This window comes from Frondihabitans australicus, from assembly GCF_003634555.1.
GTDB lineage: Bacteria > Actinomycetota > Actinomycetes > Actinomycetales > Microbacteriaceae > Frondihabitans > Frondihabitans australicus.
The window spans coordinates 761,541-775,901 of sequence record NZ_RBKS01000001.1 but is presented as its reverse complement, the minus strand read 5'-3'; the positions used below and the strand labels follow the sequence as shown (position 1 = coordinate 775,901).

Sequence of the window (14,361 nt, the reverse complement as noted above, 5' to 3'; positions counted from 1 at the left end):
GGCTGCGTTCAACCCTAGCCACGCGGATCCTGCGACCGGGGCCGCGGAACGGCCTCAGGAGGCCGAACCTGGGAAATCGCAGAGTATGCCCAGGAGCGGCGGACCATTTTGTCGCAAAATCCCCGTTGGGCGAACTAGAGGAGCGACGACTTCTCGAAGACGTAGCCCGTGAGGCTCACGGTGAGGGCGCACACGGCCGCGTACATGACGACGAAGATCGCGATCCGCTTGAGGAGGGCGCGACCGCGACCCAGGCGGAGGCCGGCGAGGTATCCGAGCACGGGGACGACGAGAGCGGCGATGAGCGCGGACCACGGGGTGGTCTTCGCGAGCTCCGGCGCGCCGTTCTTCGTGACGAAGTCGCGGTATTCGCCGAACAGCTGGGGCACCTGGACCACGTTGCCGACGGCGGCGTACACGGTCCATGCGAAGATCACGGCGGCGACGATCAGGGTGATGAGCGCCGCGCGACGACTGGCCGGCACCTCGACGGACTCGCCGTCGGCCGACTCGTCGAGCATCTCGACGTCGGGCTCGCCTGCCGGCTGCTCGTCGAAGGAGGGCGACACGCTGCTCAACCGAGTTTTCCGATCACGAAGGGCCAGGGAATCAGGAGGACGATGCCCGCGACGAACCACATCGCCCGCTGCCGCATCGCCCGGGTCGGCACCAGCCAGAGGGTGCCGAAGAACCACAGCACCGGGGCGGCGACCGCGAACCAGGTGCCGATGCGCCACATCCAGTCGGCGAGCACGCTGTCGAACGCGGGCGCAACGCTGCCGATCGACTTGAGCCAGGCCACCGCGTAGAGCAGCAGGATCGCGGCCACGACCCCGTGGCCGACCAGCGCCGCCGACGAGATCACGCCCTCGGGCAGCTCGTCGCCGTCGTCGTCGGCCTCGTCGGCGTCATCGGCGTCGTCGCGCAACTCGTCGGGAACGGCGACGACCGGCCCCTCGACGTAGCTGCGGTCGCTCGAGTCGCCCCACGAGAGCGCCTCGTCGTCGTCGCCCTCGTCGGCGGTCGAGGTCGCGGCGTCGTCGCGCCCGGCGTCGGCCGTCATACGCCGACCCGGCCGCCGCGCGGGGCGCGGGCCGGGGCGTCCCGACGGAGGGCGGCGGTCTTGTCGGCGATGACGGCGCGCAGGGGCTCGTAGAGAGGGTGCCCCGGGAACACGCCGGTCAGCGTCTCGGTCAGCAGTTCGTCCGACGCGCCCGAACCGAGGATCGACTGCAGCTCGCGACTCTCGACGTCGTCCGGCACGTCGAAGTCGAGCGCGGCCCGCACGGCGCGGACGAGGAACTCGCACGGCATCCCGCGCTCGGCCAGCTGAGCGGCCGGGCCGACGAGACGCTCGTGCCGCGACAGTTTGCTCAGCGGATTGCGGCCGACGCGACCGGTGGTGTCGGGCAGGTGGGGGTTCGAGATGCGGCGCAGGATCTGATCGATGTACGCCTGCTGCTCCTCGGCGTCGAACCCGTACTTCGCCACGAGCAGCGCCTTCGTCTCGGCGAGGACGCCGAGCACCTCGACGAAGACCTCCGGGTCGTCGAGCGCCTCGCGTACGCTGTGGAGGCCGCGCGCCCAGCCGTAGTACGCGGCCGTGGCGTGGGCGGTGTTGACCGTGAAGAGCTTGCGGTCGATGAACGGCGAGAGGTCGTCGACCCAGCGGACGCCGTCGAGCGAGGGGGTGTCGAGCCGGCCGTCGAGGGCCGCGCGCTCGACGATCCACTCGGCGAACGACTCGATGGTGACGTCGAGGCCCGGCGACTGCTCGGGCACGATGCGGTCGATCGCGCAGTTGGCGAAGACGGCGGCGGTGGCCTCGAGGTCGCCGGGGTAGACGCCGCGCACGAACGCGGCGAGGGTGTCGCTGGCGGCGATGGCGGTCTCGCAGGCGATGACGAGCAGGGGCGGCAGGTCGGGGTCGCGTTCGGCGAGCCCTCGAGCGATCGCGGGGGCGAGCGAGGGCAGGATCCTGGGCCCCACCGAGGTCGTGACGATGACGGCCGTCGAGATCTCGGCTGCGATCTCATCGGCCTGCCTGCCGTTGTCGATCGAGCGGAACCCGGTGACCTCTCGCGTGACGGTCTCGTCGTCGCCGACGGCGTGGACGGAGTAGGCCCCGGCGGCCCGGAGAGCGCGGACGAGCTCGGCGTTGACGTCGGCGAACACGACCTCGTAGCCCGACTGGTGGAGGACCTGCCCCACGAAGCCGCGGCCGATGTTGCCGGCGCCGAAGTGGATCGCCTTCTTGCTCGATGCCATCCGACGATTGTGCCAGACCGAACTGTGTGTGTCGGACACCGATTCGGCGGGAACCGCATGGATCCGGGCACGCGAAAGGGCCCCGCCCGCAGGCGAGACCCTTTCGTGATGAAGCGGACTAGCGGGCGGCGTGACCGTCCACATAGTCGGCGTCCTGCTGCTTCCACGCGAACAGGGCGCGGAGCTCCTTGCCGGTGGCCTCGATCGGGTGCGCCTCGGCCTTCGCGCGCAGGGCGAGGAACTCGGGCGCGCCGGCGTCCTGGTCGTCGATGAACCGCTTGGCGAACGCGCCCGACTGGATGTCGGCGAGGACGGCCTTCATGTTCTCCTTCACGTCGGGCGTGATGACGCGGGGGCCCGAGACGTAGTCGCCGAACTCGGCGGTGTCGGAGACCGACCAGCGCTGCTTGGCGAGGCCGCCCTCCCAGATCAGGTCGACGATGAGCTTCAGCTCGTGGAGCACCTCGAAGTAGGCGATCTGCGGCTGGTAGCCGGCCTCGGTGAGGGTCTCGAAGCCGTACTGGATCAGCTGCGAGGTGCCGCCGCAGAGCACGGCCTGCTCGCCGAACAGGTCGGTCTCGGTCTCCTCGGTGAAGGTGGTCTTGATGCCGCCGGCACGGAGGCCGCCGATGCCCTTCGAGTACGACCAGGCGAGGTCCCATGCGGCACCGGACGCGTCGACCTCGACGGCGACGGTGACGGGGACGCCGCGGCCGGCCTCGTACTCGCGACGGACGGTGTGGCCGGGGCCCTTGGGGGCGACGAGGATCACGTCGACGCCGGTCGGGGCCTCGATGTAGCCGAAGCGGATGTTGAAGCCGTGGCCGAAGACGAGGGCGTTGCCGTCCTCGAGGTTCGGGGCGATGTCGTCGCGGTAGACGAGACGCTGCACCTGGTCGGGCGCGAGGATCACGATGACGTCGGCCCACTTCGAGGCGTCGGCCGGCGTGTGCACGGTGAAGCCGGCCTCCTCGGCCTTGGCGCGGCTCTTCGAGTCGGGCTTGAGGCCGATGACGACCTCGACGCCGGAGTCGCGGAGGTTGAGCGCGTGGGCGTGGCCCTGCGAGCCGTAGCCGATGACGGCGACCTTCTTGCCCTGGATGATCGAGAGGTCGGCGTCGTTGTCGTAGACGATTTCAGTCACTTCGTGGTTCTCCTGTTGGTGGGTCGTTCAGTGTGGTTCGAGGCGGCCGGGATCAGTTCTTGAAGACCCGGTCGGTGATGCTCTTGGCTCCGCGCCCGATGGCGAGGAGGCCGGACTGCGAGATCTCCTTGATGCCGTAGGGCTCGAGGACCTTCAGCAGCGCGGTGGTCTTGCCGGTGTCGCCGGTGACCTCGATCACGAGGGCGTCGGTCGAGACATCGACGACGCTCGCGCGGAACAGGTTCACGGCCTCCAGCACCTGCGATCGCGACGTGTTGTCGACCCGCACCTTGATCAGCATGTGCTCGCGCTGCACCGACTGCGAGTAGTCGAGCTCGACGATCTTGATCACGTTGATCAGCTTGTTGAGCTGCTTCGTGACCTGCTCGAGCGGGAGCTCCTCGACGTCGACCACGACGGTGATCCGGCTGAGGCCGGGCAGCTCGCTCTTGCCGACCGCGAGGCTCTCGATGTTGAATCCGCGGCGCGCGAAGAGGCCGGCCACGCGGGTGAGGAGGCCCGGCTTGTCTTCGACCAGGAGGGAGAGGACGTGGCTCACTTGTCGGCTCCTGACTGGCGGGATGCGTCCGGGGCATCGGGCTTCTCGTCGTCCCACGAGGGGGCGAGCTCGCGGGCGTGCTGGATGAGGGAGTTCGACACGCCCTGCGGCACCATCGGCCAGACCATCGCGTCGCGCGAGACGACGAAGTCGATGACGACCGGTCGGTCGTTGGTCTCGAGGGCGAGCTTGATCGCGTCGTCGACCTCGTCTTCGGTGCGCACGCGGATTCCGAGGGCTCCGTAGGCGTCGGCCAGCTTGACGAAGTCGGGCACCATGATCGTCTCGTGACCGGTGTTGAGGTCGGTGAACGAGTGGCGGCCGTCGTAGAAGAGGGTCTGCCACTGGCGCACCATGCCGAGCGACGAGTTGTTGATGATCGCGACCTTGATCGGGATGTTGTTGATGACGCAGGTCGCGAGCTCCTGGTTGGTCATCTGGAAGCACCCGTCGCCGTCGATGGCCCAGACCACGCGGTCGGGCTCGCCGACCTTCGCGCCCATGGCGGCGGGCACGGAGTAGCCCATGGTGCCGGCGCCGCCGGAGTTCAGCCAGGCGTGCGGACGCTCGTACTCGATGAACTGCGCCGCCCACATCTGGTGCTGGCCGACGCCCGCGACGAAGACGCCCTCGGGCCCGGTCAGCTGGCCGATCCGCTGGATCACCTTCTGGGGGCTGAGCAGACCGTCGTCGGGCTCGGCGTACCCGAGCGGGAACTCGGCGCGCAGCTGCGTGAGGCGGGCCCACCAGGCGTCGAGATCGGCCTTCGCTGAACCGGTGATGTCGCCGAAGGCGGAGATGAGGTCCAGGATCACCTCCCGGGCGTCGCCCACGATCGGAACGTCGGCGATGCGGATCTTCGAGATCTCGGCCGGGTCGATGTCGACGTGCACGACCTTCGCCTCGGGCGCGAAGAGCTCGGCCTTGCCGGTCACGCGGTCGTCGAACCGGGCGCCGAGCGCGATGATGAGGTCGCTCTCCTGCAGACCGAGCACCGCGGGCACGGTGCCGTGCATGCCGGGCATGCCGAGGTGCTGCGGGTGGGTGTCGGGGAACGCGCCGCGTGCCATCAGGGTGGTCACGACGGGGGCGCCGGTCGCCTCGACGAGCGTGCGGAGCTCTTTCGACGCGCCGGCGCGGATGACGCCGCCGCCGACGTAGAAGATCGGCTTCTTCGCCTCGGCGATGAGCTGTGCGGCCGCGGTGATCTGCTTGCCGTGCGCCTTCGTGATCGGGCGGTAGCCGGGCAGGTCGACCGACTCGGGCCAGACGAACGGCGCGGTGTTCTGCTGGGCGTCCTTGGTGATGTCGACGAGCACCGGGCCGGGGCGACCGGTCGACGCGATCTGGTACGCCGCCGCGAGGGTCGCCGGGATGTCTTCCGGCTTCGTCACGAGGAACGAGTGCTTCGTGATCGGCATCGTGATGCCGACGATGTCGGCCTCCTGGAACGCGTCGGTGCCCATGAGCGTCGAGAACACCTGACCCGTGATGGCGAGGAGCGGCACGCTGTCCATGTACGCGTCGGCGATCGCCGTGACGAGATTCGTTGCTCCTGGGCCCGAGGTCGCGATCGCGACGCCGACCTTGCCGGTAGCCGCGGCGTAGCCCTCGGCGGCGTGGCCGGCGCCCTGCTCGTGGCGGACCAGGATGTGGCGGATCGTCGTCGAGGCCATCAGCTCGTCGTAGAACGGGATGATGGCGCCGCCGGGCAGACCGAAGACGTCGGTGACGCCGAGCTTCTCGAGGGAGCGCAGGATCGCGCCGGAGCCCGTGAGGACTTCGGGCGCACTCGTGCGCGGGGTGCGCGGGGCGGTGGGCAGGGGGCTTGATTCTGGAGGCATCAGTGCCGGCTCCGTTGTGACTGGTGGTGAACGAGTGGCCCGCCACCTCGGCTCCTGCGCGAAACCGAGGTCTCGCCCCGGGCGGCGTCAGTAGGTGACGGCGCCCTCGGCGGCGGACTTGACCTGGCGGGTGTACTTGGCCAGGACCCCGCGGGTGTAGACGGGAGGAAGCGGTGCCCAGCCGTTGCGGCGGGCTTCCAGCTCAGCCGGGTCGACGAGTAGGTCGAGCGAGCGAGCAGCGATATCGACCCGAATCAGATCACCATCGCGCACGAAGGCGATCGGACCTGCGTCGACCGCTTCGGGTGCTATGTGGCCGATGCACAGGCCGGTTGTGCCGCCTGAGAATCGTCCGTCTGTCAAGAGTAGTACATCTTTGCCCAGCCCCGCGCCCTTGATGGCGGCGGTGATCGCGAGCATCTCGCGCATGCCGGGGCCGCCCTTGGGGCCCTCGTAGCGGATGATGACGACCTCGCCGGCCTTGATGAGGCCGTCTGTGAGGGCGTCCATCGCCTGGCGCTCGCGCTCGAACACGTGGGCGGGGCCCTCGAACACCTCGGCGTCGAAGCCCGCGGTCTTCACCACGGCACCCTCGGGAGCCAGGGAACCCGACAGGATCGTGAGGCCACCGGTGGGGTGGATCGGGTCGTCGAGCGTGCGCAGCACCTCGCCGTCGAGCGGCTTCGGCTTGATGTCGGCGAGGTTCTCGGCGACGGTCTTGCCGGTGACGGTGAGGCAGTCGCCGTGGATGAGCCCTGCGTCGAGCAGCGCCTTCATCACGACGGGCACGCCGCCCTGGCGGTCGACGTCGTTCATGACGTACTTGCCGAACGGCTTGAGGTCGCCGATGTGCGGCACCTTGTCGCCGATGCGGTTGAAGTCGTCGATCGTGAGGTCGACCTCGGCCTCGTAGGCGATCGCGAGCAGGTGCAGCACGACGTTGGTCGAGCCGCCGAAAGCCATGGCGACGGCGATGGCGTTCTCGAACGCCTTCTTCGTCAGGATCTGGCGGGCGGTGATCCCGTGCTTGAGCATGTTCACGACGGCCTCGCCCGACCGGTGGGCGTAGTAGTCGCGGCGGCGGTCCGCCGACGGCGGCGACGCCGAGCCGGGCAGGCTCATGCCGAGGGCCTCGGCGACGGAGGCCATCGTGTTGGCCGTGTACATGCCGCCGCAGGCGCCTTCGCCCGGGACGATCGCGCACTCGATCGCGTGCAGGTCTTCGTCGCTGATCGTGCCGGCCTTCGCCGCGCCGACCGCCTCGAACGAGTCGATGATCGTGACGTTCTTCTCGGTGCCGTCGGACAGCTTGACCCAGCCGGGAGCGACGGACCCGGCGTACAGGAACACGCTCGCGAGGTCGAGGCGGGCCGCGGCCATCAGCATGCCCGGGAGCGACTTGTCGCAGCCGGCGAGCAGGACCGAGCCGTCGAGGCGCTCGGCCATCATGACGGTCTCGACGCTGTCGGCGATGACCTCGCGCGAGACGAGCGAGAAGTGCATGCCCTCGTGGCCCATCGCGATGCCGTCGGAGACCGAGACGGTGCCGAACTGAAGCGGGTAGCCGCCGCCCGAGTGGACGCCCTCTTTGGCACCCTGCGCGAGGCGGTCGAGCGAGAGGTTGCAGGGGGTGATCTCGTTCCACGACGAGGCGATGCCGATCTGGGGCTTCTGCCAGTCTTCGTCGCCCATGCCGACGGCGCGGAGCATGCCGCGGGAAGTGGTGGCTTCGACGCCGTCCGTCACGTCTCGGCTGCGAGGCTTGACATCGACTCCGAACTCGTTGAGTTGTGAAGACATGGTGCCCAGTCTAGAGGGCGTGACGGACGTTGTTTTACTCGGTTCCGGCCGCGCTGCCCGAGTCGTCGATCCTCACGCCCTCCGGGTAGGGCGAGAAGGCGAGCAGGCCCGACGAGAGGTCCCACGAGACGTCGATCGAGCCGCCGCCGGGCACGAGCATGTCGAGGCGCACGCCCGTCGCGACGACGTCCTCCTCCGGCGTGCACGACGAGGCGCCGCGGTCGGGGTCGACGGCCATGATCAGGCAGAACGAGCCGTCGTCGGCCTGCGCCACCCACACTCGCGTCTGTGCCGACCCCGGGCCGAACTGGGTGAGCACTCGGTGCGTCGACGAGGCGACGATGCCGTGCAGGTGCAGGCCCGGGTGGTCGTCGCGGCCCTGGGGCGCCGCGAAGTACTGGGCCCCGAGCGCGGCCGCCTCGGCCGCCGGCCCGTCGTTCGTCACCGTGGGAGGGCTGCCGATCACCTCGGTCGTCGGCATCGGGTCCGCCGCCGCCTCCACGCCGGCCCGCGTCACCCCGGACGCGATGACCGCCGAGACGGCGGCGACCAGCACGACGGCGACGACTCCCCCGGCCAGCCACAGCCGCGGGTGGTGCGTGACGCGGTCGACGAAGACGTTGTGCGCCTCGGTCGCGCCGACCGCCCCTCCGACTCCGGGCGCAGGATCGGCGACGCCCTCCACGACCGACCGCTCGTGCGCACGCACCCCGCTCCCCGTGGCGGCCAAGACCCTGCGCAGCTCGTCGACGTCGGCCCGCGAGACCTCCCCGCCCCCGTACACGCGCGCCTCGAGGTCGTGGCGATGCCGCGCATCCCGCTCGTCGTCGTCGGGATGTGCCGTCGGTGTCCCGCCCCGCGGCGTCATACCGGAATGGTAGGCCTGCGCGGCCGGGAGGGCCAGGGTGGAGGGATGGACGAGAAGACGACTCTGCACGACTACCTCCGGCAAGCCCGAGCCGGCCTCGCCGGGAAGATCGACGGGCTCGGCGAGTACGACGCGCATCGACCGCTGACGCCGACGGGAACCAACCTGCTCGGGCTGATCAAGCACGTCGCGAGCGTGCAGCTGGAGTACCTCGGGGTCGTCTTCGGGCGCCCGTCCGGCGTGGCCGCTCCGTGGGACCTCCCCGGCGGCCTGGAGGACGACGACATGTGGGCCAGGGGCGACGAGACGGTCGCCGACGTGCTCGAGCTCCATCGGCTGTCGGCGGAGCACGCCGACGCCACGATCGAAGCGCTGCCGCTCGACGCGGTGGGCGAGGTGCCGTGGTGGGAGGAGGGGCAGCGGTCGGTCACGCTTCACCGGATCCTGGTGCACCTGATCGCCGAGACCGCGCGGCATGCCGGTCACGCCGACATCCTCCGCGAGCAGATCGACGGCGAGGTCGGGCGACGGCCGGGCGACGGCAACATCCCCGGTCGCACGACGGTCGAGTGGGCCGACTACCGGGCGAGGATCGAGGAGGCGGCGGTCGAGGCGGGTCGCCGCGATTTCAGAGACACGCCCTAGGCGCGACCGAGGTGCGCGCGGAGCTCCGCGAGGTCGTCGAGCAGGTGCGCCACCTCGGGCGGGCCGTCGACGCGGAATGCCGCCGCGGTCTCGCCCGCGCCGACCTTGAGCCCGAAGTCGCCCGCGCCGAGCGCCGTGAAGCCGTCTTCGTCGGTGACGTCGTCGCCGGCGAAGAGCACCGCGGTCGCGCCGGTGATCGAGCGGAGGCGGCGGACCGCGTCGCCCTTCGTGGCCGATCGCACCGAGAACTCGAGGACGTCCTTGCCGCTGCGTTCGGTCACGCCGGTCGTCGACGACGCGACGCGCTCCTGGGCGAGCCGCTCGGCGGCCGCGGTGTCGTCGCCGTTCGCGAGTCGCGTGTGGAGCGCGAAGCCGGCCGGCTTCTCTTCGACGTGCACGTTCTCGAACGAGCCGGCGACCTCGTCGAGGACCCGGTGGATCGTCTCGCGCGTAGCCTTCTCGTCGTCGGTCAGGGCCACGTCGGAAGCTCCGTCGACCCGGTACTCGACGCCGTGCGAGCCGACGAGCAGCACGCTGTCGGGCACCTGGCCCACGTGAGCGAGGCTCTCGAGCGAGCGCCCCGAGACGAGGGCGACCGACGTGTGGGGCATGGCCGCGAGGCGCAGCACTGCGTCTTGCGCGTCGGGCAGGGCTCGCGCCTCCTGCGGCCTGTCGACCGTCGGCGACAGCGTGCCGTCGAAGTCGAGGGCGACGAGCAGGTGCGGGGTGGTCGCGATGAGGCCGAGGGCGTCGGCCATCGCCGTCTCGGCGGCCTGGTCGCTCACGCCGCCGGCTCCCCCGTGCCGGGCGCGGCGATGCGATGCCCAGGCCGGACCTCGGAGAGCGCCCGGAGGAACGACGCCGACCACTTCGCCACGTCGTTGTCGAGCACGCGGCGACGGAGCGCCCGCATGCGGGTGACGCGGTCACGACGCGGCATCTCGATCGCGCGCATGATCGTGTTCTTGAGGCTCGCGATGTCGTGCGGATTGACCAGCAGGGCGCTGCGGAGCTCGTCGGCCGCCCCGGCGAATTCGCTCAGGATCAGAACGCCGTCGTTGTCGTGCCGCACGGCGACATACTCTTTCGCCACGAGGTTCATGCCGTCGCGGAGGGCGGTGACGAGCATGATGTCGGCGGCGAGGTACAGCGCGACCATCTCTTCGCGCGGGTAGCCGTGGTGGTGGTAGCTGATCGCGGTGTGGCTCATCGTGGCGTAGTCGCCGTTGATGCGGCCGACGGTCAGCTCGATCTCGTCGCGGAGGTCCATGTACGCCTCGACGCGCTCGCGGCTCGGCGACGCGACCTGCACGAGCGTCGCGTCCTCGACGCTGAGGCGACCGTCGGCGAGGAGCTCGCCGAACGCCTTCATCCGGTGCCGGATCCCCTTCGTGTAGTCGAGGCGGTCGACGCCGAGGATCACGGTCTTCGGATTGCCGAGGCCCTCGCGGATCTCGCGGGCGCGGGCCTGGATCGCGGGGTCGCGCGCGAGCTCCTCGTAGCCGCGCGAGTCGATCGAGATCGGGAACTGCTTCGCCAGCACGCGCCGGACGCGGCGGCCGCGACGCTCGTGCGACGGCACGGGTACCGGCGACACCGACGCCGTGTCGTCGTCCACCGGCACGTCGATGTAGGGCCGAGTGGTGGCGTAGCCGAGCAGGTGTCGCACCGAGCGCGAGAAGTTCGACGCGTCGTCGGCCCGCTGGAAGCCGATCACGTCGGCGCCGAGGAGCCCCTCGAGCACTGACTCGCGCCACGGCAGCTGCGAGAAGATGCCGAGCGGGGGGAACGGGATGTGGTTGAAGAAGCCGATCGTGAGGTCGGGGCGGAGCTCGCGCAGCATCTTCGGGACGAGTTGCAGCTGGTAGTCCTGCACCCACACCACCGCGCCCTGCTCGGAGACCGACGCGGCGCGCTCGGCGAACCGGCGATTCACCTTAACGTAGGCCTCCCACCACACGCGGTGGTACGTCGGGGCCGAGATCACGTCGTGGTAGAGCGGCCAGAGCGTGTCGTTCGAGAAGCCCTCGTAGTACCGCTGCACCTCTTCGGCGCTGAGCGGCACGGGCACGATGTTGATGCCCTCGTTCTCGAACGGCTCGACCTCGAGGTCGGGCTGACCGGCCCAGCCCACCCAGGCGCCGTCGTTGGCCCGCATGACCGGCTCGAGCGCGGTGACGAGGCCACCGGGTGAATGCTCCCACTTCAGCTCGCCGTTCTCGTCGAGCGTGTGGTCGACCGGGAGGCGGTTGGAGACGACGACGAAGCCGTAGGTCTCGTGCTGGATGTGGTCGGAATCGGCCATGCCGGGGGTTCTCCCTCGTTCTCCCGGGAAACCTCTCCCGGGATTCCGAGGGTATCAGCGGCCGGCTATCAGGCTCCCAGGAGCGTGCGCCGACGGCCGCGGGTCCGCGCCCCGGCGCAGGAGCCGTCTTCTGTCACGGCAGCGCGAGCGTCGCCCGGGCGGCCCGCACGAGGGCGATGCCGTAGCTCCTGCCATAGCCCGCCGCGTGCACCGCCAGCGGGTGCAGCTGGTGCATCGGCACCCGCTCCTCCCACCCGGCGCGCAGGGGCGCGGCGACGTCGTACGCGGCGAGCACCTCGTCGAGGTACGGGCAGCCGAAGAGCTGCAGCATCGCCAGGTCGGTCTCGCGGTGCCCTCCGTGAGCCGCAGGATCGATGAGCACGACGCCACCCTCGCCGAACAGCACGTTGCCGTTCCACAGGTCGCCGTGGAGCCGCGCGGGCGCCTCGCCGTCGTCGAGCGCGCCCGACGCGATCCGCTCGCACGCCTCCTGGACGACGCGTCGCTCCCCCACGTCGATGCTCCCGGCCGAGAGCGCCACGTCGGCATACGGCTCGACGCGCTGCGCGCCGTAGAAGGCGCCCCAGGAGCCGCGGGGCCGGGTCGCCAGCGGACGCTTCCCGATGAAGCACGGCCCCCCGAATCCGTCGGGAGGTGCGCCGAACGCGCTCGCCCCCGCCGCGTGCGTCGCCGCCAGCGCCGTGCCGAAGGCTCGCGCCGCCTCGGCGGACGGCCGCACCTCGCGCACCGCGTCGAGCACGATGCGCCCCGGGGCGACGCTCTCGACGCCGACGATCCGCGCGCCACCGGACGCGGTGGCCTCGCCGAGCCACGCGAGCCCAGCGGCCTCGGCCTCGAAGAAGCCGGGCGGGGCTTCGGCGCGCGTCTTGACGAAGGTCGGCATCCGCCGATTCTGCCCGACGCGCGGTCGGGGCGTTCAGGCGGGGGCGCTCAGGCGCGGGTGAGCGCCGCGACCGCGTCGACGATGGCGCTGCGGACGTCGGCGTGCGGCGGGTCGACCGACATGCGCGCGGCGGTCGAGGCGACGCCCCGGGCGCTCAGGGCGTACTTCACTCGGCCGATGCTGGGGGCGACGAGGGCGGCGACGTGGGACAGGTCGGCGCGGAGAGTCTCGGATCCTGCGCCCCAGCCCCCGGTGTCGTCGAGGGCGGCCGCGGCCTCGGCGAACAGCTCGGGGAAGGCGGTGGAGCAGCCCGAGACGATGCCTGAGCCGCCCTGCGACAGGACGCCCTCGAGATCGCCGTCGTTGCCGGAGTAGACGCTGATCGATCGGTTGAGCGACGCCGTGGCGCGCACGACATCGCTGACTACCCCGGATGCACGACCGCTCAGCTTGGCGCCGTCGAGCCCCGCGCCTGCGATGACCGAGGCGATCGCCGCCGCGTCCAGGTCGACGCCGGTGCGGTCGGGGAAGAAGTAGCCGAGGAGAGTGCCGGTGACCGCCTCGCGCACCCTCGCCAGGTGGCCCTGGACCTCGCCGACCGACGCCGGCAGATAGTACGGCGTGATCGCGGCGAAGCCGGTCACGCCATTGAGGGCCGCGTCGGCGGCGATCCGCACGGTCGAGACCGCGTCGACGGCGCCGACGTGCGCGATCGTGCGGTCCGGCCCAAGCACGTCGAGGGCCGTCGTGAAGAGGTCGTGCCGCTCGGCCTCGGCGAGCGCGGGGAACTCGCCCGTGGTGCCGGCGACGAAGGCGGCGTCGACGTGAGGCTCGATGTGCATGAGCGTGCGGCGGAAGGCGGCGAGGTCGAGGGCTCCGTCGTCGTCGAAGGGGGTGGTGATGGCGCACACGAGACGGCCCCAGGTCATCGTCGGACTCCTTCGTCGTTCATCACGCGGGCCACGCTACCCGCACGGTCGAGGCGACCGCCGCTCCCGGCTGGCAGGTCTCCCGCCCGCGCACGGTTACGATCGGGCCATGTCACGCACCCGGGCCTATCGCGACGGCAAGATCGTCGGCGACGGCTTCCCCCTCGACGACGTCAGCGACTACCTGGAGAACGGCGACTGCTTCGTCTGGGTCGACTTCGTGTCGCCGACGCTCGCGGACCTCGAGAAGGTCGCCGACGAGCTGAACCTGCACGAGCTGGCGATCGAGGACGCCCTGGAGCCGGGGCAGCGGCCGAAGATCGAGCGCTACGACCGGTTCCTGTTCACGACGCTCTACGACACGGTGTTCTCCGGCGACTCGGCGACGCTCGAGACGAGCGAGGTGAAGGCGTTCATCACGCATCGGGCGCTGGTGACGATCCACGAGCCGTCGTTCGACATCGACATCGTCACGAAGCACTGGGACGACAACAAGGACCTCGTCGAGCACGGCGTCTCGTACCTGCTGTGGGGCCTCTACGACGCGATCGTCGACCGGCAGTACGTGTGCACCGACTCGCTGGACGAGCAGATCGACGGGCTGGAGGACGGCATGTTCGAGCTGCGGCAGCAGACGATGGACGTCCAGCGGCGCTCGTTCGACCTCCGCAAGAGCCTCGTTCTGCTGCGGCGGGTGGTGACGCCCGAGCGCGAGGTGCTCAACACAATGCTCAGGAGCGACGCGATGGGTCAGGCGGGCGACATGCGGCCGTACTTCCAGGACGTCTACGACCACGTCCTGCGGATCACCGAGCAGACCGACGCCCTGCGCGACCTGGTGTCGACGATCCTCGACACGAACCTGTCGATCCAGTCGAACCGGATGAACCTCGTGATGAAGAAGGTGACCAGCTGGGCGGCGATCATCGCGGTGCCGACGGCGGTGACCGGCTTCTTCGGGCAGAACGTGCCGTTCCCCGGCTACAACACGGGGGTGGGGTTCGCCGTGTCCAGCGTCGCGATCGTGGTCGGCGGCGTCGCGCTGTACTTCTCCTTCAAGAAGCGCGACTGGCTGTAGTTCGATATACCGACCAC

General features: G+C 70.4%; 14 protein-coding genes. 2 read left to right on the top strand and 12 right to left on the bottom strand.

Translation table 11 applies throughout. The features are described 5' to 3' along the window. Positions 1-134: 134 nt before the first annotated feature. The 8 genes from C8E83_RS03590 to C8E83_RS03555 all read right to left on the bottom strand — a co-directional run bounded on the left by C8E83_RS03590 (position 135) and on the right by C8E83_RS03555 (position 8,483). Entirely contained in the window at positions 135-569 is a 435-nt protein-coding gene (locus C8E83_RS03590; RefSeq protein ID WP_121368476.1) for a hypothetical protein, read from the bottom strand. A gap of 5 nt (positions 570-574) precedes the next feature. Further along, the gene (locus C8E83_RS03585) at positions 575-1,063 is read right to left on the bottom strand and encodes a hypothetical protein (RefSeq protein WP_121368475.1); all 489 of its coding nucleotides are present in this window, start codon (positions 1,061-1,063) and stop codon (positions 575-577) included. Next, positions 1,060-2,268 carry a mannitol-1-phosphate 5-dehydrogenase gene (locus C8E83_RS03580; protein WP_121368474.1) on the bottom strand — a complete coding sequence of 403 codons (1,209 nt, stop codon included), beginning with the start codon at positions 2,266-2,268 and terminating at the stop codon, positions 1,060-1,062. The genes C8E83_RS03585 and C8E83_RS03580 overlap by 4 nt, the downstream gene beginning before the upstream one ends. Positions 2,269-2,386: 118 nt before the next feature. Beyond that, positions 2,387-3,412 (bottom strand): ketol-acid reductoisomerase, encoded by a 1,026-nt coding sequence (gene ilvC / locus C8E83_RS03575; RefSeq protein WP_121368473.1) that lies wholly within the window; start codon positions 3,410-3,412, stop codon positions 2,387-2,389. A gap of 52 nt (positions 3,413-3,464) precedes the next feature. After that, positions 3,465-3,971, bottom strand: a complete 507-nt coding sequence (ilvN, locus tag C8E83_RS03570; protein ID WP_121368472.1) for an acetolactate synthase small subunit — start codon at positions 3,969-3,971, stop codon at positions 3,465-3,467. Beyond that, on the bottom strand, positions 3,968-5,815 hold the full coding sequence (locus C8E83_RS03565; protein ID WP_121368471.1) for an acetolactate synthase large subunit: 1,848 nt from the start codon (positions 5,813-5,815) through the stop codon (positions 3,968-3,970). The genes ilvN and C8E83_RS03565 overlap by 4 nt, the downstream gene beginning before the upstream one ends. Before the next feature lie 87 nt (positions 5,816-5,902). Further along, the gene (gene ilvD / locus C8E83_RS03560) at positions 5,903-7,615 is read right to left on the bottom strand and encodes a dihydroxy-acid dehydratase (RefSeq protein ID WP_121368470.1); all 1,713 of its coding nucleotides are present in this window, start codon (positions 7,613-7,615) and stop codon (positions 5,903-5,905) included. Between the two features lie 34 nt (positions 7,616-7,649). Continuing rightward, complete coding sequence (locus C8E83_RS03555) at positions 7,650-8,483, bottom strand: hypothetical protein (RefSeq protein WP_147430074.1); 834 nt, start codon at positions 8,481-8,483, stop codon at positions 7,650-7,652. Between the two features lie 45 nt (positions 8,484-8,528). On the opposite strand from C8E83_RS03555, the gene C8E83_RS03550 reads away from it, so the two are divergent. Continuing rightward, entirely contained in the window at positions 8,529-9,128 is a 600-nt protein-coding gene (locus C8E83_RS03550) for a DinB family protein (protein ID WP_121368468.1), read from the top strand. Here C8E83_RS03550 and otsB read toward each other — a convergent pair. The 4 genes from otsB to C8E83_RS03530 form a co-directional block, all read right to left on the bottom strand. Continuing rightward, on the bottom strand, positions 9,125-9,913 hold the full coding sequence (otsB, locus tag C8E83_RS03545) for a trehalose-phosphatase (protein ID WP_245981391.1): 789 nt from the start codon (positions 9,911-9,913) through the stop codon (positions 9,125-9,127). The genes C8E83_RS03550 and otsB overlap by 4 nt on opposite strands. Then, positions 9,910-11,433 (bottom strand): alpha,alpha-trehalose-phosphate synthase (UDP-forming), encoded by a 1,524-nt coding sequence (locus tag C8E83_RS03540; protein WP_121368467.1) that lies wholly within the window; start codon positions 11,431-11,433, stop codon positions 9,910-9,912. The genes otsB and C8E83_RS03540 overlap by 4 nt, the downstream gene beginning before the upstream one ends. Before the next feature lie 133 nt (positions 11,434-11,566). Then, positions 11,567-12,337, bottom strand: coding sequence for a fructosamine kinase family protein (locus C8E83_RS03535; RefSeq protein ID WP_121368466.1), 771 nt, complete (start codon positions 12,335-12,337; stop codon positions 11,567-11,569). A gap of 47 nt (positions 12,338-12,384) precedes the next feature. Beyond that, the gene (locus tag C8E83_RS03530) at positions 12,385-13,266 is read right to left on the bottom strand and encodes a dihydrodipicolinate synthase family protein (RefSeq protein ID WP_121368465.1); all 882 of its coding nucleotides are present in this window, start codon (positions 13,264-13,266) and stop codon (positions 12,385-12,387) included. Positions 13,267-13,375: 109 nt separating this feature from the next. Between C8E83_RS03530 and C8E83_RS03525 the strand changes: the two genes are divergently transcribed. Further along, on the top strand, positions 13,376-14,344 hold the full coding sequence (locus C8E83_RS03525) for a magnesium transporter CorA family protein (RefSeq protein ID WP_121368464.1): 969 nt from the start codon (positions 13,376-13,378) through the stop codon (positions 14,342-14,344). The last annotated feature ends 17 nt before the right edge of the window (positions 14,345-14,361 follow it).

Bases quoted from the DNA above. Each gene is read 5' to 3' on its own strand.
- C8E83_RS03525 (WP_121368464.1), top strand. From the start codon at position 13,376: ATGTCACGCACCCGGGCCTATCGCGACGGCAAGATCGTCGGCGACGGC.
- C8E83_RS03535 (WP_121368466.1), bottom strand. From the start codon at position 12,337: ATGCCGACCTTCGTCAAGACGCGCGCCGAAGCCCCGCCCGGCTTCTTC.
- C8E83_RS03565 (WP_121368471.1), bottom strand. From the start codon at position 5,815: ATGCCTCCAGAATCAAGCCCCCTGCCCACCGCCCCGCGCACCCCGCGC.
- C8E83_RS03530 (WP_121368465.1), bottom strand. From the start codon at position 13,266: ATGACCTGGGGCCGTCTCGTGTGCGCCATCACCACCCCCTTCGACGAC.
- C8E83_RS03580 (WP_121368474.1), bottom strand. From the start codon at position 2,268: ATGGCATCGAGCAAGAAGGCGATCCACTTCGGCGCCGGCAACATCGGC.
- C8E83_RS03555 (WP_147430074.1), bottom strand. From the start codon at position 8,483: ATGACGCCGCGGGGCGGGACACCGACGGCACATCCCGACGACGACGAG.
- ilvD (WP_121368470.1), bottom strand. From the start codon at position 7,615: ATGTCTTCACAACTCAACGAGTTCGGAGTCGATGTCAAGCCTCGCAGC.
- C8E83_RS03550 (WP_121368468.1), top strand. From the start codon at position 8,529: ATGGACGAGAAGACGACTCTGCACGACTACCTCCGGCAAGCCCGAGCC.
- C8E83_RS03540 (WP_121368467.1), bottom strand. From the start codon at position 11,433: ATGGCCGATTCCGACCACATCCAGCACGAGACCTACGGCTTCGTCGTC.
- C8E83_RS03585 (WP_121368475.1), bottom strand. From the start codon at position 1,063: ATGACGGCCGACGCCGGGCGCGACGACGCCGCGACCTCGACCGCCGAC.